The 25,860-nt window shown below is 72.7% G+C and carries 26 protein-coding genes; 9 read left to right on the top strand and 17 right to left on the bottom strand.

Translation table 11 applies throughout. The features are described 5' to 3' along the window. Positions 1-33 precede the first annotated feature (33 nt). From GPA04_RS00775 to GPA04_RS00765, 3 genes are read left to right on the top strand one after another with little or no spacing between them, the layout of a single operon-like run. On the top strand, positions 34-984 hold the full coding sequence (locus GPA04_RS00775; RefSeq protein ID WP_156221355.1) for an AAA family ATPase: 951 nt from the start codon (positions 34-36) through the stop codon (positions 982-984). 8 nt (positions 985-992) lie between these two features. Then, the gene (locus tag GPA04_RS00770) at positions 993-2,120 is read left to right on the top strand and encodes a DUF58 domain-containing protein (protein ID WP_162458482.1); all 1,128 of its coding nucleotides are present in this window, start codon (positions 993-995) and stop codon (positions 2,118-2,120) included. Beyond that, entirely contained in the window at positions 2,117-4,243 is a 2,127-nt protein-coding gene (locus GPA04_RS00765; RefSeq protein WP_156221351.1) for a transglutaminaseTgpA domain-containing protein, read from the top strand. Before GPA04_RS00770 ends, GPA04_RS00765 begins: the two co-directional genes overlap by 4 nt. Before the next feature lie 9 nt (positions 4,244-4,252). On the opposite strand, the gene GPA04_RS00760 is transcribed toward GPA04_RS00765, so the two are convergent. The 3 genes from GPA04_RS00760 to GPA04_RS00750 are packed head-to-tail and all read right to left on the bottom strand — an operon-like array spanning position 4,253 to position 6,380. Beyond that, a complete protein-coding gene (locus GPA04_RS00760) occupies positions 4,253-4,645 on the bottom strand; it encodes an SCO2097 family morphological protein (protein ID WP_241680562.1) in 393 nt (130 codons plus the stop codon). 42 nt (positions 4,646-4,687) lie between these two features. Then, entirely contained in the window at positions 4,688-5,935 is a 1,248-nt protein-coding gene (locus GPA04_RS00755) for a DNA polymerase IV (RefSeq protein ID WP_156221347.1), read from the bottom strand. 7 nt (positions 5,936-5,942) lie between these two features. After that, a complete protein-coding gene (locus tag GPA04_RS00750; protein WP_156221345.1) occupies positions 5,943-6,380 on the bottom strand; it encodes an SAV_6107 family HEPN domain-containing protein in 438 nt (145 codons plus the stop codon). A gap of 200 nt (positions 6,381-6,580) precedes the next feature. On the opposite strand from GPA04_RS00750, the gene GPA04_RS00745 reads away from it, so the two are divergent. Further along, positions 6,581-7,303, top strand: coding sequence for a spermidine synthase (locus GPA04_RS00745; RefSeq protein WP_241680511.1), 723 nt, complete (start codon positions 6,581-6,583; stop codon positions 7,301-7,303). Between the two features lie 52 nt (positions 7,304-7,355). On the opposite strand, the gene GPA04_RS00740 is transcribed toward GPA04_RS00745, so the two are convergent. From GPA04_RS00740 to GPA04_RS00730, 3 genes are all read right to left on the bottom strand, one after another. Beyond that, positions 7,356-7,559 carry a cold-shock protein gene (locus tag GPA04_RS00740; protein ID WP_156221341.1) on the bottom strand — a complete coding sequence of 68 codons (204 nt, stop codon included), beginning with the start codon at positions 7,557-7,559 and terminating at the stop codon, positions 7,356-7,358. 188 nt (positions 7,560-7,747) lie between these two features. Next, positions 7,748-8,638, bottom strand: coding sequence for a serine protein kinase RIO (locus GPA04_RS00735; RefSeq protein WP_156221339.1), 891 nt, complete (start codon positions 8,636-8,638; stop codon positions 7,748-7,750). Between the two features lie 239 nt (positions 8,639-8,877). Further along, positions 8,878-9,885, bottom strand: a complete 1,008-nt coding sequence (locus GPA04_RS00730) for a proteasome assembly chaperone family protein (RefSeq protein ID WP_241680510.1) — start codon at positions 9,883-9,885, stop codon at positions 8,878-8,880. 147 nt (positions 9,886-10,032) lie between these two features. Between GPA04_RS00730 and GPA04_RS00725 the strand changes: the two genes are divergently transcribed. Further along, positions 10,033-12,258: a HelD family protein gene (locus tag GPA04_RS00725; protein WP_241680509.1), complete on the top strand. Its 2,226-nt coding sequence runs from the start codon at positions 10,033-10,035 to the stop codon at positions 12,256-12,258. A 65-nt stretch (positions 12,259-12,323) separates the two neighbouring features. After that, entirely contained in the window at positions 12,324-13,547 is a 1,224-nt protein-coding gene (serA, locus tag GPA04_RS00720; protein WP_194238917.1) for a phosphoglycerate dehydrogenase, read from the top strand. 3 nt (positions 13,548-13,550) lie between these two features. Here the strand turns inward: serA and GPA04_RS00715 are convergent, their stop codons facing one another. The 6 genes from GPA04_RS00715 to GPA04_RS00690 form a co-directional block, all read right to left on the bottom strand. Next, positions 13,551-13,754 (bottom strand): DUF5302 domain-containing protein, encoded by a 204-nt coding sequence (locus tag GPA04_RS00715; protein WP_156221335.1) that lies wholly within the window; start codon positions 13,752-13,754, stop codon positions 13,551-13,553. Between the two features lie 4 nt (positions 13,755-13,758). Further along, on the bottom strand, positions 13,759-14,340 hold the full coding sequence (locus GPA04_RS00710) for a P-loop nucleotide/nucleoside kinase family protein (RefSeq protein ID WP_156221333.1): 582 nt from the start codon (positions 14,338-14,340) through the stop codon (positions 13,759-13,761). After that, positions 14,337-15,086 (bottom strand): hypothetical protein, encoded by a 750-nt coding sequence (locus tag GPA04_RS00705; RefSeq protein WP_156221331.1) that lies wholly within the window; start codon positions 15,084-15,086, stop codon positions 14,337-14,339. The genes GPA04_RS00710 and GPA04_RS00705 overlap by 4 nt, the downstream gene beginning before the upstream one ends. Before the next feature lie 4 nt (positions 15,087-15,090). Beyond that, entirely contained in the window at positions 15,091-15,732 is a 642-nt protein-coding gene (locus tag GPA04_RS00700; RefSeq protein ID WP_156221329.1) for a SatD family protein, read from the bottom strand. Between the two features lie 101 nt (positions 15,733-15,833). Next, complete coding sequence (nrdR, locus tag GPA04_RS00695; protein ID WP_156221328.1) at positions 15,834-16,304, bottom strand: transcriptional regulator NrdR; 471 nt, start codon at positions 16,302-16,304, stop codon at positions 15,834-15,836. Between the two features lie 122 nt (positions 16,305-16,426). After that, on the bottom strand, positions 16,427-16,921 hold the full coding sequence (locus tag GPA04_RS00690) for a LysM peptidoglycan-binding domain-containing protein (RefSeq protein WP_156221326.1): 495 nt from the start codon (positions 16,919-16,921) through the stop codon (positions 16,427-16,429). A gap of 341 nt (positions 16,922-17,262) precedes the next feature. On the opposite strand from GPA04_RS00690, the gene lexA reads away from it, so the two are divergent. Then, a complete protein-coding gene (lexA, locus tag GPA04_RS00685; protein ID WP_156221324.1) occupies positions 17,263-17,955 on the top strand; it encodes a transcriptional repressor LexA in 693 nt (230 codons plus the stop codon). Positions 17,956-18,003: 48 nt separating this feature from the next. On the opposite strand, the gene GPA04_RS00680 is transcribed toward lexA, so the two are convergent. Both GPA04_RS00680 and hflX read right to left on the bottom strand, forming a co-directional pair. Continuing rightward, positions 18,004-20,040, bottom strand: coding sequence for an ATP-dependent DNA helicase (locus GPA04_RS00680; RefSeq protein ID WP_156221322.1), 2,037 nt, complete (start codon positions 20,038-20,040; stop codon positions 18,004-18,006). Positions 20,041-20,154: 114 nt separating this feature from the next. After that, the gene (hflX, locus tag GPA04_RS00675) at positions 20,155-21,699 is read right to left on the bottom strand and encodes a GTPase HflX (RefSeq protein ID WP_170299330.1); all 1,545 of its coding nucleotides are present in this window, start codon (positions 21,697-21,699) and stop codon (positions 20,155-20,157) included. A 124-nt stretch (positions 21,700-21,823) separates the two neighbouring features. Here hflX and GPA04_RS00670 point away from each other — a divergent pair, with 124 nt between their 5' ends. Beyond that, positions 21,824-22,432, top strand: coding sequence for a class I SAM-dependent methyltransferase (locus tag GPA04_RS00670; RefSeq protein WP_156221319.1), 609 nt, complete (start codon positions 21,824-21,826; stop codon positions 22,430-22,432). On the opposite strand, the gene GPA04_RS00665 is transcribed toward GPA04_RS00670, so the two are convergent. Continuing rightward, positions 22,406-23,017: a helix-turn-helix domain-containing protein gene (locus GPA04_RS00665; RefSeq protein ID WP_156221317.1), complete on the bottom strand. Its 612-nt coding sequence runs from the start codon at positions 23,015-23,017 to the stop codon at positions 22,406-22,408. The two genes, GPA04_RS00670 and GPA04_RS00665, sit on opposite strands and share 27 nt — an antisense overlap. Positions 23,018-23,082: 65 nt before the next feature. On the opposite strand from GPA04_RS00665, the gene GPA04_RS00660 reads away from it, so the two are divergent. Beyond that, positions 23,083-24,033 (top strand): NAD(P)/FAD-dependent oxidoreductase, encoded by a 951-nt coding sequence (locus GPA04_RS00660; RefSeq protein WP_156221316.1) that lies wholly within the window; start codon positions 23,083-23,085, stop codon positions 24,031-24,033. A 3-nt stretch (positions 24,034-24,036) separates the two neighbouring features. Here the strand turns inward: GPA04_RS00660 and dapF are convergent, their stop codons facing one another. Both dapF and miaA read right to left on the bottom strand, forming a co-directional pair. Beyond that, positions 24,037-24,957 carry a diaminopimelate epimerase gene (gene dapF, locus GPA04_RS00655; protein WP_156221314.1) on the bottom strand — a complete coding sequence of 307 codons (921 nt, stop codon included), beginning with the start codon at positions 24,955-24,957 and terminating at the stop codon, positions 24,037-24,039. After that, on the bottom strand, positions 24,954-25,856 hold the full coding sequence (gene miaA, locus GPA04_RS00650) for a tRNA (adenosine(37)-N6)-dimethylallyltransferase MiaA (protein ID WP_156221312.1): 903 nt from the start codon (positions 25,854-25,856) through the stop codon (positions 24,954-24,956). The genes dapF and miaA overlap by 4 nt, the downstream gene beginning before the upstream one ends. Positions 25,857-25,860: the final 4 nt, after the last annotated feature.

Genomic DNA, 25,860 nt, shown 5'->3' with positions numbered 1-25,860 from the left:
GCGGCGACGCGCGCGCCCACTACCCTTCGACTCATGACGCAGGGGACGCCGACGAGCACCGGATCAGCGACCCTGGCGCAGCTCCTCCAGGAGAGCCTGAGCCGTGCGTTGCGCGGCCGGAAGGACGTGGTGCGCACCACCGCCGCGGTGTTCCTCGCGCGCGGGCACCTGCTGCTCGAGGACGTGCCCGGCGTGGGCAAGACGACCCTGGCCCGCGCGCTCGCCGCCTCGGTGGAGGGCACCGTCGGGCGCGTCCAGTTCACGCCTGACCTGCTCCCGAGCGACCTGACCGGCGTGACGATCTACCGGCAGGAGTCGGGAAGCTTCCAGTTCCACCCGGGCCCGCTGTTCGCGACGATCGTCATCGCCGACGAGATCAACCGGGCCTCCCCCAAGACGCAGTCGGCTCTGCTGGAGTGCATGCAGGAGCACCAGGTCACCGTCGACGGCACCTCGCACCCGCTCCCCGAGCCCTTCATGGTGATCGCCACCCAGAACCCGATCGAGATGGAGGGCACCTACCCGCTGCCGGAGGCCCAGCGCGACCGCTTCATGGCGCAGGTCAGCATCGGCTACCCGCCGGCCGACAGCGAGCTCGAGCTGCTCGCCGCGGGCGGGTGGGCGCCGGCACAGACCACGCCGGTGCTGTCGCAGGCCGAGGCGCTGGAGCTGATGGCGCACGTCGATCTGGTCTTCGTCTCCGACGCGGTGCGTCGGTACGTGCTGGGCCTCGTCCGCGCGACACGCGAGCACGACGCCGTCGAGCTCGGCGCGTCACCGCGCGCGGGCCTGCAGCTGGTCGCCCTCGCCCGTTCGACGGCGGTGCTGTCCGGGCGCGACTTCGTGCTCCCCGACGACGTCCAGGAGGTGCTGGTCCCGGTGCTCGCGCACCGGCTGGCGCTGACGCGATCGGCTCGTTCAGGCGGCACCGCGCCCGCCGAGGTCCTGGCCGAGATCCTTCGGTCCACGCCCGTGCCGCGCTGAGGTCGATGATGAGCATCACGTCACGCGGGTGGGGGCTGCTGATCTCGGGGGCCCTGCTCGCCGCGGCGGCCGCGGCCATGCAGTCGATGATCGCCGCGAGGCTCGCGGCGATCGTGATCGCGATCCCGGTCGTCGCGCTGGCGTGGGCGCTGGCGAGCCGGGCCCTCGCTCGCCCCCGGGGTCTGACGCGGACGCTTCACCCGGCGTCCTGGCAGGTCGACGCCCCGGGTGCGGTCGACCTGGTCCCGAGCGGCGCGGCTCTGCCGCCGTGGTCCTCCCTGCGCGAGCGTGTGCCCTCGAGCCTGCGGAGGCGCAGCCGCGGCCCACGCGGCTACGGGGTGCTGCCGCAGGCGCGTGGACGAGCGCAGCTCGGACCGGCGATGCTGCAGCGGTCGGACCCGCTCGCGATCACCTCCTGGCGCACCCCGGTCGGCGACGTGACCGACGTCGTCGTCTGGCCGCGGACGGAGCCTGTCGAGGGCGAGGTCCTCGCCCAGGCGCTCGAGGCGACCGCCCCGATCCCGGCCGGGCTGCCGCAACGGACGCTCGAGGACCTCACGGTGCGGGAGTACCGCCGTGGCGACGACATCCACCGTGTGCACTGGCGCTCGACGGCGCGCCAGGGCGAGCTGATGGTGCGGCACGACGAGCCGACGACCACCCACGCCCTGGACGTGCTGCTGGTGCTGAGCGAGCACACCGACGAGATCGCCGAGTGGGCCGTGACCGCCGCGGCGTCGATCACCGTGGCGCTGCTGGACGATCGCTTCGCGGTGCGCCTGGTCACCGTGGCCGAGGGCGAGCTGGTGGAGATGCCGATCCGCTCGGCTGCCGACGCGCTCGACGTGCTCGCCCTCGCCTCCCCGGCGGGCGAGCTCGGTGTGGCGGCGGTGCGCAGCGTGCAGCGATCGACATCCGCCGGCGTGATCGCGGTGCTGGATCGGCCGGCACCCGGGGTGGGCGAGGCCGTCCTCTCCGGGGGTGGCCTGGAACGCTCGACGGCGCTCGTGATCGATCCGGACGACACCTCGGCAGACATCGTGGTCGGCCTCCAGCGCTCCGGCTGGCAGGTCGCGACCTCGCCCGGCGCCGGACCGGTCAACGAGGGCTGGCGCATCCGGGAGGTCGCGCGATGAGCCGCCGCCTGGTCGCGCTCGCCGCCGTGCTCGTGATGACGCTGCTGAGCGCGCTCGCGCTGCAGGCGCTCGTGGTGCCGGTTGTGTGGGTCCCTCGCACGCTGGTCTGCGTCGGTGCCGCCGGGCTGGTCGCGACGCTGCTGCGGTCCCGGACGCCGTCGGCCGGTCTGCCGTCGCTGGGCGGGCTGGTGGCCGGACTGGTCGCGAGCTCGGCCGTGTACTTCCCCGATCAGGCGCTGCTGCGCGTGCTGCCCACGCCGTCGACGATCAGCGCGGCTGCCGACCTGATCCCGGAGGCGTTCGCGCAGATGCGCTCCTCCTACCCGCCGCTCACCCAGGGCGACGGTGTGGCCTTCCTCGTCACGATGGGCGTGCTGGTCGCGTTCGTCCTCGCGGAGATGCTGGCGATCGGCGCCTGGGCTCCCGCGTGGTCCGGGCTGCCGATGCTCACGTTGTGGGCGGTCCCGATCCTGCTGGGTTCACCCGTGAGCGTCGGTGTCCTGACGGCCGCGGCCGCGGCCTACGTGGTGGTCATCGCGATCCAGGCCCGGGACGACGCGCGCTATCGACGGCGGCCCGGGCAGCCCGCGGTGCGCGCCACGATCCTGGTCACGGCGTCGGTGCTCGTGGGCGCCTCCGTGCTGGCGCCGCTGCTGCTCCGGGTCCCGGTCCCGATCCGGGTGCACCCGTTCTACGAGCTGGTCGGCTCCAGCACCACACGCCTCGACCTCGGCCTGGGCCTGCGCGACGACCTCGTGCGCAACACGCCGACCGATCTCTTCAGCTACACCGGTGCCGAGCCCGCCGTCGTCGGACCGTTGCACGCCTACACGGTGGCCGAGTTCACCGGCAGCGACTGGGTGCGCGGCGACACCGGGGACGCGGTCGCCGCCGAGGGTCAGGTGCTCTGGCCGAGCTCCTTGGAGGGTGTCGATCTCGGCACGCCGATCGACATCGACGTCGACGTGACCAACCTCGGCCAGGACAGGTTGCTGCTCCCGGGCGAGCCCCGGTCGCTGGAGGTCCCGGCCGAGGTCGCCTACCTCGCCGCCTCCGACGAGGCGGTGGCCCGCATCGGTGGTGAGGTCAGCTACGCCATCTCGCTGCTCCCCCGCACCCTCGACGGCGCCGCGCTCACGCAGCTGCAGCCCGCGACCGACGTGGACCCGGTGCTGCTGCAGGTGCCCGAGACCGGGTACCAGGCCGACATCGCCGACCTGGCCCGCGAGATCGTCGCCGACGCGGGAGCAGAGACGCCCTACGCGCAGCTGCTGGCGCTGCAGAACTATCTGCGCGACCCCTCCCGGTTCACCTACTCGACCTCGATCGCCGCTCCCGAGACGCCCGACGCGGTCTGGGACTTCCTCAACGACCGGCACGGCTACTGCGTCCAGTTCGCCACCACGATGATCGTGATGGCGCGCACCTTGGGGCTGCCGGCCCGGCTCGCGGTCGGCTTCCTGCCGGGCGAGGCCGGCGCCGAGGGGACCGTCGTCGTCGACGCCCACGACGCGCACGCGTGGCCGCAGGTGCTCTTCGAGGGAGTCGGATGGGTGCGGTTCGAACCGACCCCGGGTGTCCAGGCCGGGCCGCCTCCCGAGTACGCGCCGGAGACGACAGCACCCGCGACCGAGCAGACCACGGCCGCGCCGAGCACCGCGCTGCCGACCGCCGCCTCGAGCGCGGCGCCGACCTCCACGACCGCCGACACCGGGGGCTCGACCGAGGGCGAGAGCGCCGATCGGTCGGGCTGGCTGGTGGCGCTGCTGGCGCTGCTCGGCCTCGTCTGGGTGGCGAGCGCGCTGGGCCGCAGGTTCGCGCGGCTGCAGGGCACCGACCTGCGGGAACGGTGGGAGCACGTGCTGCGCTATCTCGAGCGCCTGGGGATCGAGGTGTCACCCTCGAGAACGCCGCGCGCCATCGCGGCGGACGCCGCCGAGCACCTCACGCCGCAGACAGCGGCCGCGCTGGCGCACCTGGTGGAGGCCGTCGAGACGGCGAGCTACCGCCCCAGCGAGACGTCGCGGGCGAGCGACGCGGAGATCGAGGCGTGGGTCGAGGAGGTCGTCGACGGCGTGCGCGCGACACTGCGCGAGCGCTCCGACGACCGGGTGGGCGTCTGAGGGAGCCGGCTAGCGCTGGTCGCGACGGCGCCGGTCCCAGCGCTCTTCGAGACGCTGCATGAACGGTGCACCCCCGCTGCCGCCACCACGACGGGGACGGATCGGGCGGACGTTGTCGTTCCCGGGGTCCCGAGGTGCGTCGCCGGCGACCTTGGGTCGACGCAGTGCCAGCAGCACACCGCCGAACATGGCGAGGAAGCCCAGCAGTCCGATCCAGACCTGCCCGGTGTACAGACCCGCGAACAGCAGTCCGATCCCGCCCAGCACGACCACACCGCCGAGGGCCACATGGAGCGGCCGACGGGGTCCACCCGAGATCGTTCGTGCGAGCTTGGGGTCGTCGGAGCGCAGCTGCTGCTCCATCTCGTCAAGCACACGCTGCTCGTACTCGGAGAGTGGCATCTTCACCCCCACTTCCTGCACCGACGTCCGCACGGTGCAGGATCAGGATATGTCGCCGTCGCCAGTATCGGAAGTTGGTTGGCGCACGAGCGACCCCGCGGTCACCGCAGCGCGACCGAAACGGGCGTGAACCTCGTCCATGACGCGCTCCGCCGCTCGTCTCTCGGGCCCGCTGTCATCGAGTGCCACCTGCACGAACGTGGTGGCGGCATCGCTCAGCGCCTCGCAGCGCACACCCAGCAGCCGCACCCCGTCCGGGGGCAGCGTCATGCCCGCCAGCAACCGCCGCGCAGCCTGGTAGATGTCGTGAGCGACGTCGGTGGCCGCATCGAGGGTGTGCGAGCGGCTCAGCGTGGTGAAGTCCGCGAGCCTGACCTTGATCGAGATGCACGAGGTCACCAGGTCGGCGGCGCGCAGCCGAGCGGCGCAGCGGTGCGAGAAGTCGAGCAGCGCGGCGCTCATGTCGCCGAGATCGGTGAGGTCGGTGCCGAAGGTCTGCTCGTGCCCGATCGACTTCTCGTGCCGGGTGGGCTGCACCGGCCGCGGGTCTCGACCCCACGCCAGGTCGAGCAGGCGGCTGCCGCCCGCGGTGCCCAGCACCCGGTTGAGCATCCCCGGAGGCGAGTGCGCCAGATCCGCGACGGTCCGGATCCCCGACCTCGCCAGCGTGGCCTCGGTGCGCTCCCCGACGCCCCACAGCGCGCCGACCGGTAGCGAGTGCAGGAACGGCACGGTGGCCGCGCGCGGGATCAGCAGCAGACCATCCGGCTTGGCGTGGCTCGAGGCGAGCTTGGCGACGAACTTCGTGGAGGCGATGCCGACGGAGGCGACGACGCCCAGCTCCTCGGAGATGCGGCGACGGATCAGCTCACCGATGTGGCTGGGCGAGCCGACGCGACGACGGGCACCGGAGACGTCGAGGAACGCCTCGTCGATGCTGACCGGCTCGATGACCGGGGTGACATCGCCGAGGATCCGCATGACCGACGTCGAGATGTCCCGGTACTTGTGGTGGTCCGGGGGAATGATGATCGCCTGCGGGCACAGCGCCCGCGCGCGCGTCATCGGCATCGCCGAGCGCACACCCGCCGCGCGCGCCTCGTAGGTGGCCGACAGCACCACGCCTCGGTGCGCTCCGCCGACGATCACGGGAAGGCCGCGCAGCTCGGGTCGGTCGATCAGCTCGACCGCGGCGAAGAACGCATCCATGTCGACGTGCAGGATCGAGGTGTCGCTGTCGTCCCCACCCCAGTCCCGCCGGACGCTCTCGTTGCGCGGCGCCCTGCTCATGTCCGGCTCATGACGCGATGGCACCCGCCCGCACCGAGCTGGCCAAGCCGGCCGCGCGTGCCGCCGCCGCGACCTGGGCCACGAACTCGTCGGCAGCCCACACCGCGTCATCGGCCACGGTGGCATCGAGATCGCCGATCCGGTCGGCGTCGATCGCCGCGCGGATCTGGGCGCCCGCCTCGAACCGCGCCGCCCAGGCGCCCCACTCCTGCCCGGCATCGGCGAGCTGCTCCCACACGCTGCGCAGCCGCCCCCGCCGCCGAGGCACGACGGCGCCGAGCGCGAGCACGGCGGAGGCACCGCGGATCGCGGCCATGTGTGCGTGCAGGAAGCGCATCGCGGGATCGGTGCTCGCATCCGCGGCGTCGAGCTCCAGGCGGGCGCGCCGGATCAGCTGCTGCGCCACGGGGTTCGCGCCGCTCGCTCGCAGGGTCGTGCTGGCCATCACCTGCTCCCTCCTGGTTGCTCGGCACGGGATCGCTCCCGCACTCCATTATCGAACGTCTGTTCTAGTCCGTCAAGTCCCCTGTTCGAAGGCCCTACCCTCGGGGGATGGCCAGGCGTCGAGGCTCGTCCACCCTCCCCGATGCACCGGTGCCGACGTCTCTGGGAACTGTAGAGCTGAGGTCCGACAGCGACGGTGTGATGCTCCTGATCGACGGCGTCGAGAGCTCCCACCTCGACCTGGGCGACCCGGCGCACCTGGTGTTCGAGTACATGCAGCAGATGCAGGCGGTGCTGCGGACGACCCACGCCGACAGCACCCGGCTGCGCGCGGTGCATCTCGGCGGTGCGGGCTGCGCACTGGCTCGCGCGATCGACGTCGAGTGGCCCGAGCCCCGGCAGACCGCCGTCGAGATCGACGCGACGCTCGCGACCCTGGTCCGGGAGTGGTTCGACCTGCCCCGCGCACCCCGGCTGCGGATCCGGGTGGGCGATGCCCGCACCGAGCTCCTCACGATGGCTGCCGGGTCGCTCGACGTCGTCGTCCGCGACGCGTTCTCCGGACGCCACGTGCCCGAGCACCTGCGCACCCAGGAGTTCACCGCCGAGGTGGCCGAGCGGCTGCGGCCCGACGGGATCTATCTCGCGAACCTGGCGGACTCCCCGCCGCTCAAGACGGCCCGGCGGGAGGCGTCGACGGTGCGCTCCGTGTTCGCCCACGTGGTGGCGATCGCCGAGCCCGCGGTGCTCAAGGCACGGCGTTACGGCAACGTGGTGCTGGCTGCGTCGCACCAGCCCGTGCACCGCCCCGGGCTCACGAGAGCGCTGCGGTCGTTGCCGGTGCCCGCAGGCATCGTCGGCGAGCCGGAGGTCCTCGACTTCGCGGCCGGCGCCTCGGTGTTCACCGACCCGCCGCCGCAGTAGCGGCGGGCACGAGAAGGGCCCCGCACCCCGGTGGGTGCGGGGCCCGTCAGGCTCAGACCGGCCGAACGCTCTCGGCCTGCGGGCCCTTCGGGCCCTGGGTGATCTCGAACTCGACGCGCTGCGCCTCTTCGAGCGAGCGGTAGCCATCTGACTGGATCGCTGTGAAGTGAACGAAGACGTCGTCGCCACCGCCCTCCTGGGCGATGAAGCCGTAGCCCTTCTCAGCGTTGAACCACTTGACGGTTCCCTGTGCCATCTCTTGCTCGTCCTTCCGGGACTTCGTCGTCGGACCCCTCGTGGCCCGACCTTGGTGCCGCAATGGCCTCGCCCACGTCGTGCTCTGGGTGTGTTCCCGGTGAAACGTAAGAGAAAACCTGCAACATCGGCAGTCTTGCACGGAGGCCCGGGCGGGCGCCACGGTCTCGTGCCGAGGAATTTCGGGCCTCACAGATAGCGCCGGACGGCCCGCCCGTACCACTCCTCGGGGTCGGTGCTCGCCTCCGGCGCGTGATGGGCGCGCAGCCAGGTGCACACGTTCACGCAGTCGCGCAGCAGGAACTCGCGGCCGTGGGGATTCGCGACCAGGTCCACCACCTGCGGCACGTCGATCACCACCAGCCGCTGCGTCTCGGACCGCGGGTCGACCAGCACGTTGTACGGCGAGAGGTCCCCGTGCGCATAGCCGAGATCGGCGAGGTCGAGGACGAACCGCCGCAGCTCCCCCGCCCACTGCACCGCGAGCTCGGCGTCCGGTCGCATCTCGTGCAGCCGGGAAGCAGCGACCGGTCGCTCGCCGTCGACCCCGATGAACTCCATGCACAGCTCGCCCTCGACGATCTGCACCGGGTAGGGCACCGCGAGACCCGCGCAGAACAGCTCGCGCAACGCGCCGAACTCCGTCCGGGCCCACTGCGTGGCGGCGGCCTCTCGGCCGAAGGCGGTGCCGCGCGCGATCGCCCGGGTGACCCGGGAGTCCCGGGTCCGACGACCGTCGGCATAGGCCTGAGAACGATGGAAGCTGACGTGCTCCGAGGACCGGAACCGCTTGGCGACCATCAGCGTCACCTCACCGGGTCGGCCGGTGCGATCCTCCTCGGGCAGCGCGCGTTCGATCAGGAAGGCGTCGGCCTCCTTGCCCGTCTTGAGCACGCCCAGCTCGGTGTCGATCGCACCGTGGTGCTGGACGACCCAGTCGGGGAACGGCTGCGGTCCGCGGTCGAGGGTGTGCGCGGTCTCGGGCCACGTGGACCAGCGCTGGTCCTCGTCGAGCTCGACGACCTGCGTGCTCAGCTCGGACGTGGCGATGAAGGTGTCCCAGTCGAAGGACGGCGTCATGGTGGGTCTCCTGAGGGAGGGACCCGCCGACGAGGGGCGGCGCGTGCCGCGGTCGGTGCGTCAGCAGGCCCGGGAAGGACGGTGGACGGCAGGGGTCAGCGTCGTGACGGTCATGACGTCCTCCTTCCCTCGGGAGAGGCGAGCGCGGTGCGGCCTCAGGGGTCGACGCTATCGGCGCACCGAACCGCTGGGCCAGCGATTACTGCGTCGCCGTCGAGAGTCCCGACGGCGGGGCCGGCTCAGTCCCGCTGGTCGCCACCGAAGCCGCCGGCATCGCCGTGGGCGTCACCCGGGCTCTCGGGGCCTTCCGGGCTCTCTGAGCTCTCTGGGCTCTCTGGGCTCTCTGAGCCGTCCTTGCCCGCGAGGAACGCCTCGATCTGCGCCCCGAGCTCGTCGGCGCTCGGCAGCTCCTCGGCCGCCGCCAGCAGCGGTGCGCGACCGGACCGCTCGGCCTCGGCGGTGAAGGAGTCGAACTGGGACTCCAGCGCCCGCACCACGGCGCGGACCTCGTCCGAGCCCTCGACCTGGCGGTCGATCTCGGCGAGCACCTTGACGGCCTCGGCCTCCAGCTCCCCCGTGGGAAGCGTGAGACCGCTCGAGCGGGACACCTGCCGCACCAGCTCCGCCGCCGCCTGCGGGAAGTCGGTCTGCACCAGGTAGTGCGGGACGTTGGCCGCGAAGCCGAGGGCGTCGCGCCCTTCCTCGCCGAGCCGCAGCTCCAGCAGCGCGGCCGCCGAGCCCGGCACCTGGAGCGAGCCCACGAAGTTCGGGTGGTCGGCGATCAGCTCGGGGCGGGTGGCGTGCGCGGTCACCGTGACGGGCCGCGTGTGCGGCACACCCATCGGGATGCCGTGCAGGCCGATCGTCGTCAGGACGCCGAAGTCGTCCATGATCTGGCGCACGGCCGCGACGAACGCCTCCCAGGAGAGGTCGGGCTCCATGCCGTGCAGGAGCAGCAGCGGCACGCCCTCGTCGTCGTGCAGGAGGTCGACGGCAAGGCTGGGCGCCTCGTAGTCCACCCAGGCACCGCTGTCGTAGGTCATCGTGGGGCGGCGGGAGCGGTAGTCGAGCAGCTGGTCGACGTCGAACGTCGCCACGCGCTCGGTCGGCAACGTGGACGTCAGGTGCTCCGCCACGAGCCTGCCGGCGTGGCCGGCGTCCATCGAGCCCGACAGGGCGTGCACGAGCACGGTCGCGGTCCGCCCGGCGGCACCGTGACCCGAGTACAGATCGGCTGGGTTGCGCAAGTGATGGTCCTCCTCGCCCCTGCCAACGCGCGATGGCCGCGTCCCATTCCCGAACGCGGGCGCGTCACTAGCCCCGGCTCCGGGGTGGATAATGGACGGCCGCTCGTGAGATCGGACGCCACCGGCCCAGAGGGGGAACGCGAGACCGTGCCAGAGGACCGCTCGTCCGCGCCCATCCCTGCGCCAGCCCTCGAGGAGGCGCTGCAGCACGAGCAGCGCTACGTCGACACCGTCTACGACCGCGTGGACCACCTCCGCCGCGACGCCGAGAACCGGCTGCGCGGCGTCCGACGCGCCGGTGCGTCGGGGACCCACCAGAGCCGCTCCGAGCGCGACGCGTTCGCGACCCTCTACACCGACCGCCTGGCCCAGCTCAACGGTGTCGAGGAACGGTTGGTCTTCGGCCGCCTCGACCTCGACGACGGCGCACGCCGCTATGTCGGACGCATCGGCGTGTCCGACGCCGATCAGGTCCCGTTGCTCACCGACTGGCGGGCACCCGCCGCACGCGCCTTCTACCAGGCGACCGCAGCCTCGCCCGACGGCGTGGTGCTGCGGCGGCACCTGCAGACCCGTGGGCGTGAGGTCGTCGCGATCGAGGACGACCTCCTCGACGCCGACGCACTGACCGACGGCGTGCACCTGCAGGGCGAGGGTGCGCTGATGTCGGCGCTGCTCGAGCGCCGCACCGGTCAGATGAGCGACATCGTCGCCACCATCCAGTCGGAGCAGGACGCGATCATCCGCTCCCCCGCCGACGGCGTCCTCGTGGTCCAGGGTGGGCCGGGGACCGGCAAGACCGCGGTCGCGCTGCACCGGGCCGCCTACCTGCTCTACGCCAACCGCGAGGTGCTCGAGCGCGCGGGCGTGCTGCTCATCGGTCCTAGTCGGGTGTTCCTCAAGTACATCGAGGCGGTGCTGCCCTCGCTGGGCGAGAGCGGCGTCGTCTCGCTGACGCTCGCCGACCTGGTGCCCGACGTGACGGCGACCGGCACCGAGCCCGACGAGGTCGCCACGATCAAGGGTCGCGCCGTGTGGGCGCGGATCCTCGCGCGGGCCGTGCGCAACAAGGAGCGGGTGCTGCCGCCGCGCGACCTGGAGGTCGGCAACGTCACGCTCCGGCTGCTCCCCGGCGATGTCCGCGAGGGTCACACGCGCGCGCGCCGCGCGCACCGCACCCACAACGAGGCTCGCGCGACCTTCGTCCGGCACATGCTCACGGTGCTCGCGCGCCAGTACGCCGACGAGCTGGGCGGCGTGGACGCCGACGAGCGGGCAGACCTGATCGAGGAGGTGCGGTCCTCGCGCGACGTCCGCGTCGCCCTCAACCTGTGCTGGATGCCCCTGACCGCCGTCGGCGTGGTCAGCGAGCTGTTCGCCAAGCCCCACAAGCTCGCCGACGCCGCGCGCGGCGCGCTGAGCCGCGCCGAGCTGGCCGCGGTGCAGCGTCCGGCCGATGCGCCGCTCACGCCCGCCGACGTGCTGCTGGTCGACGAGGTCGCCGAGCTGATCGGGCCCGAGGACGCGGCGGAGCGCGGCCGCGCCCGCGCCGAGGCCGACGCACGGCGCCGCTCGGAGATCGAGTACGCGCAGCAGGTGCTCGGCGAGGGCCTCGGCGGCGGCATCGTCAGCGCCGAGCAGCTCGCCTCCCGGTTCGCCGAGAGCGGCCCCGCCCTGACGACGGCGGAGCGCGCCCTGGCCGATCGTGCGTGGACGTACGGGCACGTGGTCGTCGACGAGGCCCAGGAGCTCTCCGAGATGGCCTGGAGGGCGTTGCTGCGCCGCAACCCGCGCCGGTCGATGACGGTGGTCGGCGACGTCGCCCAGACCTCGGCCCGCGCGGGCGTGCGCCGCTGGGCCGACGCCCTCGACGGCCCGCTCAAGGGTGACTGGCGGGTGGCCGAGCTGACCGTGAACTACCGCACCCCGCGGTCGGTGATGGACCTCGCGACCGCGGTGGCGACCGCCGCCGACCCGGAGCGCCCGCCCTCGCCCGTGCAGTCGGCGCGCGACGAGCCCGAGGCGGTGACCCTGCTCCCCACGCATGACGTCCTGGAGACCGTGAGAGCCGCCGTCGAGCGCGCGAGGGAGCGCGGCGGCACGGTCGCCGTGGTCGCGCCGCGGGAGCAGCGAGCGCAGCTCGCGGCCGATCTCGGCCTGCGCGGCAGCTCCGACCTCACCGCTCCCCTGGTCGTGCTCGACCCGGCGGGTGTCAAGGGCCTGGAGTTCGACCACGTGATCCTCGTCGAGCCGGCGGCGATCGCCGCGCAGGCGACCGGTGCGGGCGACCTCTACGTGGCGATGACGCGGCCCACCCGGCACCTCGACGTCGTGCACACGCAGCCGCTGCCGGCAGGTTTCGAGCGGGCCTGAGTCCACGTTGTCCATCACGTGGTCCCTGGCCGGTGCGATCCCGAGCGCCTGAGACGATAGGTGGCGTGGTGAAGGCACTCTTGTTGGAGAACGTGCACAGCCTCGGGCGCGAGACGCTCGAGAAGGCTGGCGTCGAGGTCACGGCCCTCAAGGGGGCTCTCGACGAGGACGAGCTGATCTCAGCGCTCGAGGGCGTCGAGATCCTCGGCATCCGATCCAAGACCCAGGTCACGGCGCGCGTGCTGGACAACGCGCCCGCGCTGACCGCGATCGGGGCGTTCTGCATCGGCACGAACCAGATCGACCTGCGCCACGCGGCCGCCGGTGGCGTCGCGGTGTTCAACGCGCCGTTCTCGAACACGCGGTCCGTGGTCGAGCTAGCGGTCGCCGAGATCATCGCGCTCACGCGCCGGCTGACCGAGAAGGACAAGGCGCTGCACCAGGGCATCTGGGACAAGTCGGCCGATGGCGCGCACGAGGTGCGCGGTCGCACGCTCGGCATCGTGGGCTACGGCAACATCGGCACCCAGCTCTCGGTCGTCGCCGAGGCGCTCGGGCTCCGGGTGGTCTTCTACGACACCGCTGAGAAGCTCGCCCTCGGCAACGCGACGCGGATGAGCTCGCTCGACGACCTGCTGGACGTCTCCGACATCGTGACGCTGCACGTCGACGGGCGGGCCGGCAACGCCGGCATGTTCGGTTCCGCGCAGTTCGAGCGGATGAAGCCCGGCGCGATCTTCCTCAACCTCTCGCGCGGCTTCCTCGTCGACTACGGCAAGCTCCGCGAGCGCATCCTCGACGGCTCGCTCGCCGGCGCCGCCGTCGACGTGTTCCCCGAGGAGCCGAAGACCGCGGGCGAGACCTTCCACTCCGAGCTGCGCGACCTGCCGAACGTCATCCTGACGCCGCACGTCGGCGGCTCGACCGAGGAGGCGCAGCAGGACATCGGGATGTTCGTGTCGGCGAAGCTGCGGGACTACCTCGCGGTGGGTGCGACCGGTCTGTCCGTCAACGTCCCCTCGCTGATCCTGGACCGCCCGCGCGAGGGTGCGTACCGGATCGCCCACCTGCACCGCAACGTCCCGGGTGTGCTCGCCGGCGTCAACCAGGCGCTGTCCGCGGTCGGGGTCAACGTCGAGTCGCAGGTGCTGGGCACCTGGGGCGACATCGGGTACGTGGCCACCGACATCGGTGGCCCGCTGCCCGGATCGGCGGTCGAGGCTCTGGAGGCCATGGAGCCGACGATCCGGGTGCGGGTGCTCGATCAGGCCACGCTCCCCCAGGGCTGAGGGTCAGCCCCCGGACTTGCGGCGGAACATCCGGCGCCCGCCGGTGACCTCGGACGCGTGCACCTGACCGGTGTTGCGGCGCCCCTCGGCCGTGAGGTGGTCGTTCTCCTTCTTGCGCTCGAGCGCCGCGCGCATCTTCGCCTTGGCATCGGAGATGCCCTCGGTCTCGTTGCCCTTGCTCTCGGTACTGCTCTTGTCATCGGTCATGCGATCACTCACCTCTCGTCGTCCTGATCGCCCAGCCTGCCGGACGGCGGCCGGTCCTGCCAGCTGATACGTAGGTCATCGCGGTCTCGAGCAGCTCCTCGAGCGGCCGCATCGAGTCGAGCACCAGCCGCTCGTGGCTCCACGGCTCGATGCGGCGCGTCTCGACCTGCTGCCACGTGGGCTCGGTGAACCCCTGGTAGCGCGTGCCACGGGCCGCGAGCCGCTCCCGGTGCACCACGGGGTTCGAGCAGGTCACCTCGAGCCACCGGATCGGCACTCCGTGCTCGGTGGCCACCTGGTTCCACCCGGCGCGTGCGGGCTCGACCGCGTTGACGGCGTCGGCGACGACCGAGTGCCCGGCCGCCAGCAGCTCGGCGGCAAGGGTCTGCGCCACGGCGTAGGCGGCGAGCCCGGTCGGCAGCCGCTGGTCGGCACCGCCCAGCCCGGCCCGCCACATCGCGGCCTCGATGGCGTCCACGGCGAGCACCACGGCAGCGGTCTCGTGGCCGATCGCCCGGGCGAGGCTGCTCTTGCCCGCCCCCGGCAACCCTGCCATCGCGACCAGCACCGGCGATGGCGGCCTCATCCGGCGAGCAGCGCGAGCGAGACGAGCGCGAGCATCCAGCTGACGAACGACCCGACGAGGAAGTACTCGGTGAGCCGGTGCACGTGCTCCTGGTCTCGGCGCGAGCTGAGCTCGGGGAACCGCAGCAGGCCCTTGGCGGCGACGACGATGCTCGCCGCCGTCAGGTTGCCGGCGAGTCCCAGCCCGATGATGAGCACCCGCTCCATCGGCCCCAGCAGCCTGCCGCCCTTGATGTCGTGCGCGGGATCGGCGGGATCGGTCGCGGCGCCGGAGCTCCAGCGAGCGGGGTTGACCGTGCGGGTCGCGGCGAGCACGAGCCGCACGACGACGTTCCCGGTGCTGAGCTGGGCCGCCAGCACGCCGAGCACCAGCAGTGCGCGCTCGGGGCTGACACGGGCCGCCGGGGGCCAGTCGATCTCGGACCACAGCGCCGCCAGCGGTCCCGAGACCGGGGACGCGAGACCCGACAGGACCACCATGAGCCCGACGCCGACGCCGAGCACCGTGAGCGGGATCACCGGTGAGGCCTGGTCCAACGCGCGCGTGGAGGAGCGGCTCCAGGCGACCACGAACGCCGCGATCACGACGAGCACGAGCAGGTCGAGCGGCCTGTGCTGCCCTGCGACCACACCCGCGAGGACCACGACCGCGGCACCGGTCGCCTCCGGCAGCACGCGTGGTGCCTGCGGTCGGTTGACGATGTCCGCGACGGCGCACCCCAGCAGCATCAGCCCCAGCCAGATCATGTGGTCAGACCTCCTGCAGCAGCGCGTCGGCGGCGACGATGACGGCCAGGCCATCGGCACGGGTTCGTTGCGAGACCGCGGAGGGGGAGATCCCCTCGTCGGCGGCGAGCTCGGTCTGGGTACGTCCCGACAGCAGCCCGCGCAGCAGCCGGAGGGCGCGCTCGTCACCGGCTGCCACGAGCTGGTCGCGGCACAGCAGCGCGGCGTTGATGGCGGCCGGCTCGGGACCGTCGCTGTCCGCGGCGCGCTCGTAGCGGGTCCTGACCGTGTGGGTGCGGGCCCGGGCGGCATCGGCCTCGGCCGCCTCGATGGCGGCGCGTGCCGCCCACCAGGCGGGGCCGTCCTCGACGCGCGGATCCTCCTGCAGCACGGCTGCTCCGCCCCAGCCGATCCCGTGCCGCAGGTCGGCGGCGGGCAGCAGAGCCAGCCGCAGCCACAGCGCGGCATGGAGCGCAGCACCCACGGTCTCGAAGACGCCCTGGTACTCGTCGCCCACCGTGATCCGCAGCGGCGCGACCGGCGCGAGCTCGTCGTTGGCCTGGTCGACGACCTCACGCAGGCGTCGGTGCAGCGCCGTCCGGTCCACCACCTCGCGCGAGCCGATGATGTCGCCGATCAGTGCAGCCCTCTGCTTCATCGCGGCCATATGAAGATCATAACTTCTTTTCGAAGAAGTGAAGCCAGGATCTGAAGACCGCCGGTAGCGCCGGCTTCCCCTCCGGCGCCACCGACGGCAGTGCGTTCAGACTACTGGTCGGCGTCAACGGTGACCGAGCGGTGGTGCCGCAGCGAGGTGATCGCGGCCTCGAAGTCCTCGAGCGAGGTGAAGCTGCGGTAGACGCTGGCATACCGGAGGTAGGCGATCTCGTCGAGGTCCTGGAGCGGTCCGAGGATGGCGAGCCCGACCTCGTGGGCATCGACCTCGGCCGCACCGGTGCTGCGGATCGCTTCCTCGACCTGCTGGGCGAGCAGGGCGATCTGGTCTCCGGAGACCGGTCGCCCCTGACAGGCCTTGCGCACGCCGGCGGCGATCTTGTCCCGGCTGAAGGGCTCGGCGGCGCCGGAGCGCTTGACGACGACGAGACTGGTCGTCTCCAGGGTCGTGAAGCGACGGCCGCACTCGGGGCACTGGCGCCGACGGCGGATCGAGGAGCCATCCTCGGCCGTGCGGGTCTCGATCACCCGGGAGTCGGGGTGACGGCAGAACGGACAGTGCACGCCACCGCTCCTCTCCGACAGGTGTCCCGAGCGACGCTAGATCTACCGGATCACATCGCTGTAACTACTAGATGTAGGAATCTAGGTCGGAAACGGCGTCCTGCGCAACCTGGGCGGCGCGTTCACCCCTCGCGCGGCACCGTGAGCTGCTGCCCGGCGACAAGGTTGGTGCCCTCCAGGCCGTTGAGCGCAGCGATCTCGCTCATGACGTCGCGGACGTCCGCGCCGGGGGCTGCGACCTCCGAGGCGATGCCCCAGAGGCTGTCTCCGCTGGTCACGGTGACGACCTCGAGCGCCGGGCTGGGCTCGGCAGCGCCGCCCGCGGCGATGCCGACGACCGAGCCGATGACGGCCGCCGCCGCGATCGCCAGGCCGGCCAGCACGGCACGGCCGCGGGCGGTGAGCCGCAGCGGCACATCGCCAGCGACAGGGGCCGCCGGGCGCGGGGACGCAGGCCGTGGGGTGGCCGGCGCGGCGGGCCGCGCGACCGGGAGCGCGATGACGTCGGCGAGACGATCGGGCTCGGCGCCCAGGTCGGGCAGCGGCGGGACCACCGTGAGGTGGCGACGTCGCGGGATCGCGAACGAGATCGGGCCGGGCTGGGCCAGGACGCTCATCGTGGGCTCCTCATGGGAAAACGCTGGGGTGGACCTGGTGGATGTTCGGGCGCTGCTCGCGACACTCGTACGGGCGTTCGTCGGACGTTCGTACGAACGTAGCACGCATGTTCCAACCGTGTCGAGCCCCGCCGGCCGGGCGGTCTTCGCGCGGTTCCGCTCGGCCGCGACACGCCGATCGAACGGATGTTTGCCGAAGCTGCTGTGTGCTCGTACGCTTGTTCTCACGCACCACAGACCATCACGGACCACCGACATCGTTGGAAACACAACGATCCGAGGGCACCGAGACCACCGAACCGCCGCACCGCTGAACGCCCGACCGACCAGGGAGCCACTCGATGACACCGACCGACCCGGACACGCAGGGCTCGCGGCTCACGGAGCGCCAGCAGCGCATCATGGAGGCGATCCGCAGCAGCCTCGCCGGCCGCGGCTACCCCCCGACCATGCGTGAGATCGGCGACGCGGTCGGCCTGGCCAGCCCGTCCTCGGTCAAGTACCAGCTCCAGGTCCTGGAGGAGAAGGGCTACCTGCGGCGCGACCCGATCTCCACGCGGGCGATCGAGATCGTCGCCCCGGACGATGACGTCACCGTCGCCAGCAGCACCGGAGGCGGCCGCCACCTCACCCTTCACGACGGCGAGACCACGGCGGCCCCGCCGTCCTACGTCCCCGTGGTCGGTCGCATCGCCGCCGGTGGTCCGTTGCTCGCCGAGCAGGCTGTCGAAGACGTCTTCCCGCTCCCCCGTCAGCTCGTGGGCGAGGGCGACCTGTTCCTGCTCAAGGTGGTCGGCGAGTCGATGATCGACGCCGCGATCTGCGACGGCGACTGGGTCGTGGTGCGGCAGCAGCCGGTGGCGGAGAACGGCGAGATCGTCGCGGCCATGATCGACGGCGAGGCCACGGTGAAGACGCTCAAGCGGGAGAACGGGAAGGTCTGGCTGCTTCCGGCGAACCCCGCCTTCTCCCCCATCGACGGCACCGACGGCGAGGTGCTGGGCCGCGTCGTCAGCGTCCTCCGGGCACTCTGAGACCCGTCAGCGACCTCGCCGGTCGAGGTTCCTGACGGCACCGCCGTCTCAGGCCTCGTCCCGCAGCCGTCGCAGCGCCGCGCGCACGATCGCCGGATCGGTGGTCGGCCACAGCGGCGGCAGCGAGCGAGCCAGAAACGTGCCGTAGCGGGCGGTCGCCACCCGCGGGTCGAGGATCGCCACGACGCCGCGATCGGTCACGCCACGGATCAGGCGCCCGGCGCCTTGTGCGAGCAGGAGCGCGGCGTGCGTCGCGGAGACCGCCATGAAGCCGTTGCCGCCACGCTGGGCGACCACCTCGGTCCGGGCTGCCATCACCGGGTCGTCGGGGCGCGGGAACGGGATGCGGTCGATCAGCACCAGCTGGCACGCGTCTCCCGGCACGTCGACGCCCTGCCACAGCGAGAGCGTGCCGAACAGGCTCGTCGCCGGGTCCGCAGCGAACGCCCGCACGAGCGCAGGGATCGAGTCCTCGCCCTGCACCAGCACCGGGGTGTCGAGCCGCTCGCGCATCGCCTCCGCCGCCGCGGTCGCGCCGCGGCGTGAGGAGAACAGCCCGAGCGTGCGACCTCCGGCCGCCTCCACCAGCTCCGCGATCTCGTCCAGGACCCGCGGGTCGGCGCCGTCGCGGCCCGGCTTGGGCAGGTGCCTGGCGACGTAGACGATGCCCTGGCGCGCGTAGTCGAACGGTGAGGCCACCTCGAGCGAGGTGTAGTCCGGTGCGCTCATCCCCATGGAGCCGGCGGTCGCGTCGAACGTGCCGCCCAGCGTGAGGGTGGCGGAGGTCAGCACCGCACCGCGACCAGCGAGCAGCTGCCCGGCGATCGGCCCGGCGACGTCGAGGGGTGAGACGTTGATCTTGATCGCCTCCCCCGGGCCGGTGCCGCGGCTGCACCAGACGACGTCCTGCCGGTTCTTCAGCCGGTCCGACAACAACCGGTCGGCGATCTCGAACAGCACGAGCGCGGCCGAGCGTGCCTGCACCAGCGCACCACCGGCGTCGCCCGCCTTGGTCCCGGCCTTGACGCTGTCCTGCTTGATCGAGGAGATCACCTGCCGTGCCCCGTCGGCGATCGCGCGCACCGCACCCTCGACCTCGGCGGGAAGCGCCTCCGGCCATCGCCCCTCGGGCGTCGCGGTCAGGACGGTCCGCAGCAGCACGGCCGCGTCGTCGAGCGCCTGCGTGGCGACACCCGCCTGCCGGCGTGCGAGGCGCGCCACCCGCTCCACGGCGGGCGCCGACAGCTCCACCGAGGCCTGCGCCGTCACGCGTGACGGCAGCTCGTGGGCCTCGTCGACCACGAGCGCGTCGAACTCGGGCAGCGCGCCGGGCGAGCCGGAGGCGGCGATCCCCAGCATCGCGTGGTTGGTGACGACGACGTCCGCGGTCCGCGCCGCCTGTCGCGCCGCCTCGGGGAAGCACTCGGACCGCATCGGGCACGACGGGCCGATGCACTCCATCGAGGTGACCGAGACCTGCCGCCAGGCGCGGTCGGTGACCCCGGGGACGAGGTCGTCGCGGTCGCCGCTCTCGGTCTCCTCCGCCCACTCGCGCACGCGCACGACCTGGACGCCGAGGGAGTCGTCGCGGGAGGAGCCCGCGGGGTGCTCCTCCGCGACCGAGGACGACGCGGGTGCCATGTCGAACAGCGCGGCATCGCCCTCGGGTGGGTAGCCGCCGGCGATCTTGTGCTTGCAGACGTAGTTGTGCCAGCCCTTGAGCAGCGCGACGGCGGGCGGCCGCGGCAACCTCTGCTCCACGACCTCGGCCACGAGCGGCAGGTCGTGACCGAGCACCTGGCGCTGCAGCGCCAGGGTGGCCGTGGAGATCACCGTCCGCTCCCCGGACCGCACCGCGTGCAGCAGCGCGGGCACCAGGTACGCGAGCGACTTGCCGGTACCCGTACCGGCCTGCACCATCAGGTGCTCGGCGCCCTCGAGCGCAGCCGCGACCGCTCGCGCCATCTCGTGCTGACCCTCACGACGCGCACCGCCCATGCGCGTCACGACGGCGTCGAGCACCTCGTCGACGTCGTCGGTCACCTCGGGCTTCTCGGTGGTCTCGGACGATGGCACGCCTGCCATCGTCGCACCAACAGCGGCCCTCGTGCGCGACCCGATGCGCTCTGCGCGGCTCCGGGGTGATCTCGGTCCAGCACGTGGACCGCGTCCACCCCGAAGCGCTTTCCGGGGGTGGGGCTAGGCGGAGACAGCCCTGTCGAGCTCGGCCGCCAGCGCGCCGTCGACCCGGGCGTGCAGGCGGGTGCCGTCGGCGGTGTGCTCCTCGCTCAGCACCTCGCCGGTCAGGTGGGCGCGGTGGATCAGGTCGCCGCGCTGGTAGGGAACCACGACGTCGATCTCGACCTCGGGCCGCGGCAGCAGCTCGGCGAGCCGCTGCTGCAGCGCCTCGATCCCCTGGCCGGTCTTCGCCGACACCGCGACGGCGCCCGGCTCGCGGGTGCGCAGCCGTGCGATCGTCTCCGGCTCGGCCAGGTCGGCCTTGTTGAGCACCACCAGCTCGGGCAACGAGGAGACCCCCTCGATGTCGCGAAGGGTGTCGCGGACAGCGATCAGCTGGCCCTCCGGGTCGGGGTGGGAGGCATCGACGACGTGAACGATCACGTCGGACCCTCCGACCTCCTCGAGGGTCGACCTGAACGCCTCAACGAGCTGGGTGGGCAGGTTGCGCACGAAACCGACGGTGTCGGCGATCGTGTACTGGCGACCGTCGGGCGTCTCGGAGCGGCGCACGGTCGGGTCCAGGGTCGCGAACAGCGCGTTCTGGACCAGCACACCGGCACCGGTGAGCCGGTTGAGCAGCGAGGACTTGCCGGCGTTGGTGTAGCCGACGATTGCCACCGAGGGCACGCCTCCGACACGCCGGGAGGACCGCTGGGCCGCGCGCGCCGGCGCCATGTCGCGGATGCTGCGGCGCAGCTTGGCCATCCGGGTCCGGATGCGGCGGCGGTCCAGCTCGATCTTCGTCTCACCGGGACCACGCGAACCCATCCCGGCGCCGCCGGCGGCGACGCGGCCACCGGCCTGCCGGGACATCGAGTCACCCCAGCCGCGCAGTCGCGGCAGCAGGTACTCCAGCTGAGCCAGCTCGACCTGGGCCTTGCCCTCGCGCGACTTGGCGTGCTGGGCGAAGATGTCGAGGATCAGCGCGGTCCGGTCGATGACCTTGACCTTGACCACGTCCTCGAGGCCGCGCCGCTGCGAGGGAGCGAGCTCGGTGTCCACCACCACGGTGTCGGCACCGGACGCCGCGACGACCTCGGCCAGCTGCGCGGCCTTGCCCGAACCGAGGTAGGTGCCGGGGTCGGGCTGCTGGCGGCGCTGCAGGACGCCGTCGAGAACCTGGGAGCCGGCGGTCTCGGCGAGTGCGGCCAGCTCGCGCAGCGAGATCTCGGCGGTCTCCGCGGCGGCAGGGCCGCTGCCGCTGTAGAGCCCGACGAGCACGACCTTCTCCAGTCGCAGCTGCCGGTACTCGACCTCGGTGACGTCGGTGAGCTCGGTCGAGAGGCCACCGACGCGCTGGAGGGCGCCGCGCTCCTCGACGTCGATCTGCTCGCCGTCGTAGTCGCTGTAGCCGGCGGTGGCGTCATCCTGCAGCGCGGTGCCGGCACGGGCCAGCACGCGGGCCACGACGTCCTGGGCGCGCCGGTCGACGTCGGAGATCTCGGCTCGACCCGGTGCCACGCCCGCGTCGGTGCTGTCGCGGGTGGGTGTCGGGTCAGCCAATGGAGCTCCTTGCGTCGAACCGTGCGGAAATCGCGTGAATCCACTGTGACACGTGCTGACGCGCCGCGAACAGGGATTTCGCCCAGGGAGCAAGGCTGGTGCCCAGGACCTAGGCTGTCGCGCGGTGTCCCACTACTTCTCCCCCGACTCCCCCGGCGCCTCCTCGCCGCGGGAGATCGAGGTCGTGCTCCGAGGTCGACCGGTTCGGGTCGCGACCGACCGCGGCGTGTTCTCGGGTGAGCGCCTGGACCCCGGGACCGCGGTGCTGCTGTCCCACGTCCCCGACCCCCCGGCCGCGGGGACGCTCCTGGACCTGGGGTGCGGCTGGGGTCCGATCGCGCTCGCGCTGGCGGCCGCCTCACCGCAGGCGCGGGTGCTCGCCGTCGACGTCAACCCGCGCGCGCTCGAGCTGACCGCTCGCAACGCGACCCGGCTGCGCCACGCCGTCGAGGTCGCTCAGCCGGACGTGCTGCTCGCCGCCGAGCCCGAGCTGGCCCTCGACGCGATCTGGTCCAACCCGCCCATCCGGGTCGGCAAGGACGCCCTGCACGCGATGCTCCGCACGTGGTTGCCCCGGCTGGCTCCCGACGGCGTCGCTCACCTCGTGGTCAGCAAGAACCTGGGCGCGGACTCGCTCCAGCGGTGGATCGAGAACGAGCTCGGGCAGGCCACGAGCAGGATCGCCAGCAGCAAGGGCTTCCGCGTCCTAGCGGTCGCCGCGTCTGCTCGTTGAGCTGGTCTCGCGGGGCCGTGGGCCGGCGCGCAGGTGCGCGCGCTGCCCCTCCTTGCCGAACAGGCTGAGGAACTCGACGGCCTTCTTCTCGGCCGGGCCGAGCCAGTGCGGGACACGCGTGTCGAACTCGGCCGCCTCCCCTGCCTCGAGCACCAGGTCGTGCTCGCCGAGCAGCAGCCGCAGCCGCCCGTCGAGCACGTAGATCCACTCGTAGCCGGTGTGGGTCTGCAGCTGCGGCTCACCGGGGCGCGCGTCAGGCTCGAGAAGCACCTTGAACGCCTGGATGCCTTCGGCGCGCTGCGTCAGCGGCACCATCGTCATGCCGTGCTCGATGACCGGCCGCAGATGCACCCGTGGGTCGCCGGTGGGCGGTGCGTCGATCAGGTCGTCGAGCGTCACGCCGTGGCTGCGGGCGAGCGGGAGCAGCAGCTCCAGCGTCGGCTTGCGTCCGCCGGACTCCAGCCGCGACAGCGTGCTCACCGAGATCCCGGTCTGCTCCGACAGCTGCGCGAGCGTGACGTCGCGGGCCTGCCGCAGCGCGCGCAGCCGCGCCCCGACCCCGGACAGCGATCGATCGTCTCCCATGCGGTCATCTTGCCATATCGGCAACCATACTTGCTACTCGGCCGATGGCGCTGCACCATCGAGACATGACGACCTCACACACTCCTGTCGATGACCATCTCGATGCCCTCGTGATCGGCGGCGGCGCCGCCGGCCTCGCCGGCGCCGTCACGCTCGCGCGCTCGCGCCGCTCCGTCACGGTGATCGACGGCGGAGCGCCCCGCAACGCGCCCGCCGAGGGCGTGCACGCGCTGCTCGGGATGGACGGCATCGCGCCGGCCGAGCTGCTCGCGCGCGGCCGCGCCGAGGTCGCCCGCTACGGGGGCGACGTCATCGCCGCCGAGGTGCGCACGGCCGAGATCGACGGCGACGGCTTCGTCGTCACGCTCGAGGACGGACGCCGGCTCCGCTCACGACGGCTCCTCGTCGCCACCGGCGCCGTCGACGCCCTGCCCGAGATCCCCGGCCTGGCGGAGCAGTGGGGACACGGCGTCGTGCACTGCCCCTACTGCCACGGCTGGGAGGTGCGGGACCGGTCGATCGGCGTGATCGCCAGCCATCCCATGTTCACCCACCAGGCGCTGCTGTTCCGGCAGCTCACCGACGACGTCGTGGTGTTCACCCACGGCGTCGACCCGACGCCGGAGCAGCGCGCACAGCTGCTGGCCCGCGGCATCGGGCTGGTCGAGGACGGCGTCGCCGCGGTGGTGACCGCGGACGGCTCGATCACCGGCGTCGAGCTGACCGATGGCCGCGTGGTGCCGCGCGAGATCCTCACGGTGCAGAGCCTCCTGACGCCGCGCGTCCAGATGCTGGCGGGTCTGGGGCTGCGCGTCGTCGACCACCCGATGGGCCAGCATGTGCCCACGGTCGACATCGGTGGCCGCAGCGAGGTGCCCGGCGTGTGGCTCGCGGGCAACGTCACCGAGCCGTCGGCGCAGGTCGGCGCCTCCGCCGCGGCGGGCACCATGGCAGGCGCGCAGATCAACGCCGACCTCGTGATGGCCGAGACGGCGGCCGCTGTCGCGGCGATGTGAGGCTCAGGCGAGCAGGGTGACCTCGGCGACCAGCTCGACCGGGCCGGAGAGCTCGATGCCACCGCCGTCGAGCATGACGACCCGGAGCTGACCGCCCGGGACCAGGACCACCCAGTCGTTCGGGGCGTCGTCGCCGAACCACAGGCGGGTCGCGACGGCAGCCGCGCACGCGCCGGTGCCGCACGAGAGCGTCTCGCCGACGCCCCGTTCGTGGACACGCATCTGGACGACGCCGACCCGGTCGGTGCCGACGACCTGGCCGTCCTCGTCCACGACCTCGACCGCACGCTCCCCGAGCGGGACGACGAGCTCCACGTTCGTGCCGTCCTCGGGCTCGGGCTCGACCCGCGGCGGGACCGAGAGATCGACGGCGGCCAGCACGTCGACGTCGGTGAGGGCGATCACCGTGTGCGGGTTGGGCACGTCGATGCGCAGTCCGGGGCGCGGCTCGTCGAGCCCGGCGAGCACGACCGTGACGTCGAACCCTTCCGCGAGCGCCGACTCGCCACCGGGCGCGGACCAGATCCCCATGTCGACCGTGTACTCGTCGAGCTCCTTGCGCACGGTCAGCGTGCCGGCGCGGGTGGCGATCGTGGTGGTGGCGCCGTCGTCGAGCGAGAGATAGCCGTAGCGCTCCAGGTAGGCGACGTAGACGCGCAGGCCGTTGCCGCACATCGTCGCGATCGAGCCGTCGGCGTTGCGGTAGTCCATGAACCACTCGGCAGCACCGACCTGGTCGGCCATCTCGGGCACGGCCGCGGTGCGCACGGCGCGGATCACGCCGTCGGCGCCGATGCCCGTGTGCCGGTCGGCGAGCGCGCTCAGGTCGGCGTCGGTGAGGGGCGCCTCACCGTCGGGGTCGGCGTAGAGCAGGAAGTCGTTGCCGGTGCCGTGGCCCTTGACGAAGGTGCGCGCGCGGGTCATGGGATCAGGGTACGGGCGCGGGCGAGCAGGTCCGCCCCGGGGGGCAGCCAGTGGATGCGCTGATCACGCCGGAACCACGTGAGCTGGCGGCGGGCGAGCTGCCGGGTGGCGACTGCCGTGGCCTCGGCGGCCTCGGCCGGCGTCATCTCCCCACGCAGCACCGCCCGGGCCTGCACGTAGCCGACGGCCCGGGCCGCGGTGTGCCCCTCGGCCATGCCCGCGGCGACCAGGCGCTCGGTCTCCTCGACCAGCCCGTCGGCGAACATCGAGCGGGCACGCGCGGCGATCCGCTCGACCAGCTCGGGCCGTGGCACGTCGATCGCGATCTGGGTCGCCGGGAGCGTCGCGGTGGGCTGCTGCGGCTGCGACGCGGCGAACGGTCGACCGGTCAGCCGCACGACCTCGAGCGCCCGCACCACACGCCTGCCGTTGCGCCGGTCGATCCGCGCGGCTGCCTCGGGGTCGAGCCGGGCGAGCTCGTCGTGCAGCAGACCCGGCCCCTCGTCCAGGAGGCGGCGCTCGAGCTCCCCGCGCAGCTCGGGGTCGGTCTCCGGGAAGCTGAGCTCGTCCAGCAACGCCCGCACGTACAGCCCGGAGCCGCCGACCACCACGGGTACCTTGCCGCGCGCCTGGATCGCGGCGACGTCGGCGCGCGCGGCCGGCTGGTAGGCCGCGACCGAGGCGTCCTGGGTGACGTCGAGCACGTCGATCTGGTGGTGCGGGATGCCCTGCCGCTGCTCCGGCGGCGTCTTCGCGGTGCCGATGTCCATGCCGCGGTAGAGCTGCATGGCGTCCGCGTTGACGATCTCGCCGTCGAGCGCCGCGGCCAGGGCGAGCGCGAGATCGGACTTGCCGGACGCCGTCGGCCCGACGACGGCCACGACCTGTGCTCCACTCACGGCC

Source organism: Pseudactinotalea suaedae, assembly GCF_009733815.1.
GTDB classification, from domain to species: Bacteria; Actinomycetota; Actinomycetes; order Actinomycetales; family Beutenbergiaceae; genus Pseudactinotalea; species Pseudactinotalea suaedae.
This window is presented reverse-complemented; position numbering and strand designations above follow the sequence as displayed.

What these genes read in the sequence shown, in the direction of transcription:
- GPA04_RS00775 (WP_156221355.1), top strand. Translation starts at nt 34, where the DNA reads ATGACGCAGGGGACGCCGACGAGCACCGGATCAGCGACCCTGGCGCAG.
- GPA04_RS00770 (WP_162458482.1), top strand. Translation starts at nt 993, where the DNA reads ATGAGCATCACGTCACGCGGGTGGGGGCTGCTGATCTCGGGGGCCCTG.
- GPA04_RS00765 (WP_156221351.1), top strand. Translation starts at nt 2,117, where the DNA reads ATGAGCCGCCGCCTGGTCGCGCTCGCCGCCGTGCTCGTGATGACGCTG.
- GPA04_RS00760 (WP_241680562.1), bottom strand. Translation starts at nt 4,645, where the DNA reads ATGCCACTCTCCGAGTACGAGCAGCGTGTGCTTGACGAGATGGAGCAG.
- GPA04_RS00755 (WP_156221347.1), bottom strand. Translation starts at nt 5,935, where the DNA reads ATGAGCAGGGCGCCGCGCAACGAGAGCGTCCGGCGGGACTGGGGTGGG.
- GPA04_RS00750 (WP_156221345.1), bottom strand. Translation starts at nt 6,380, where the DNA reads ATGGCCAGCACGACCCTGCGAGCGAGCGGCGCGAACCCCGTGGCGCAG.
- GPA04_RS00745 (WP_241680511.1), top strand. Translation starts at nt 6,581, where the DNA reads ATGCTCCTGATCGACGGCGTCGAGAGCTCCCACCTCGACCTGGGCGAC.
- GPA04_RS00740 (WP_156221341.1), bottom strand. Translation starts at nt 7,559, where the DNA reads ATGGCACAGGGAACCGTCAAGTGGTTCAACGCTGAGAAGGGCTACGGC.
- GPA04_RS00735 (WP_156221339.1), bottom strand. Translation starts at nt 8,638, where the DNA reads ATGACGCCGTCCTTCGACTGGGACACCTTCATCGCCACGTCCGAGCTG.
- GPA04_RS00715 (WP_156221335.1), bottom strand. Translation starts at nt 13,754, where the DNA reads ATGACCGATGACAAGAGCAGTACCGAGAGCAAGGGCAACGAGACCGAG.
- GPA04_RS00710 (WP_156221333.1), bottom strand. Translation starts at nt 14,340, where the DNA reads ATGAGGCCGCCATCGCCGGTGCTGGTCGCGATGGCAGGGTTGCCGGGG.
- GPA04_RS00705 (WP_156221331.1), bottom strand. Translation starts at nt 15,086, where the DNA reads ATGATCTGGCTGGGGCTGATGCTGCTGGGGTGCGCCGTCGCGGACATC.
- GPA04_RS00700 (WP_156221329.1), bottom strand. Translation starts at nt 15,732, where the DNA reads ATGGCCGCGATGAAGCAGAGGGCTGCACTGATCGGCGACATCATCGGC.
- GPA04_RS00690 (WP_156221326.1), bottom strand. Translation starts at nt 16,921, where the DNA reads ATGAGCGTCCTGGCCCAGCCCGGCCCGATCTCGTTCGCGATCCCGCGA.
- lexA (WP_156221324.1), top strand. Translation starts at nt 17,263, where the DNA reads ATGACACCGACCGACCCGGACACGCAGGGCTCGCGGCTCACGGAGCGC.
- GPA04_RS00680 (WP_156221322.1), bottom strand. Translation starts at nt 20,040, where the DNA reads ATGGCAGGCGTGCCATCGTCCGAGACCACCGAGAAGCCCGAGGTGACC.
- GPA04_RS00665 (WP_156221317.1), bottom strand. Translation starts at nt 23,017, where the DNA reads ATGGGAGACGATCGATCGCTGTCCGGGGTCGGGGCGCGGCTGCGCGCG.
- GPA04_RS00660 (WP_156221316.1), top strand. Translation starts at nt 23,083, where the DNA reads ATGACGACCTCACACACTCCTGTCGATGACCATCTCGATGCCCTCGTG.
- dapF (WP_156221314.1), bottom strand. Translation starts at nt 24,957, where the DNA reads ATGACCCGCGCGCGCACCTTCGTCAAGGGCCACGGCACCGGCAACGAC.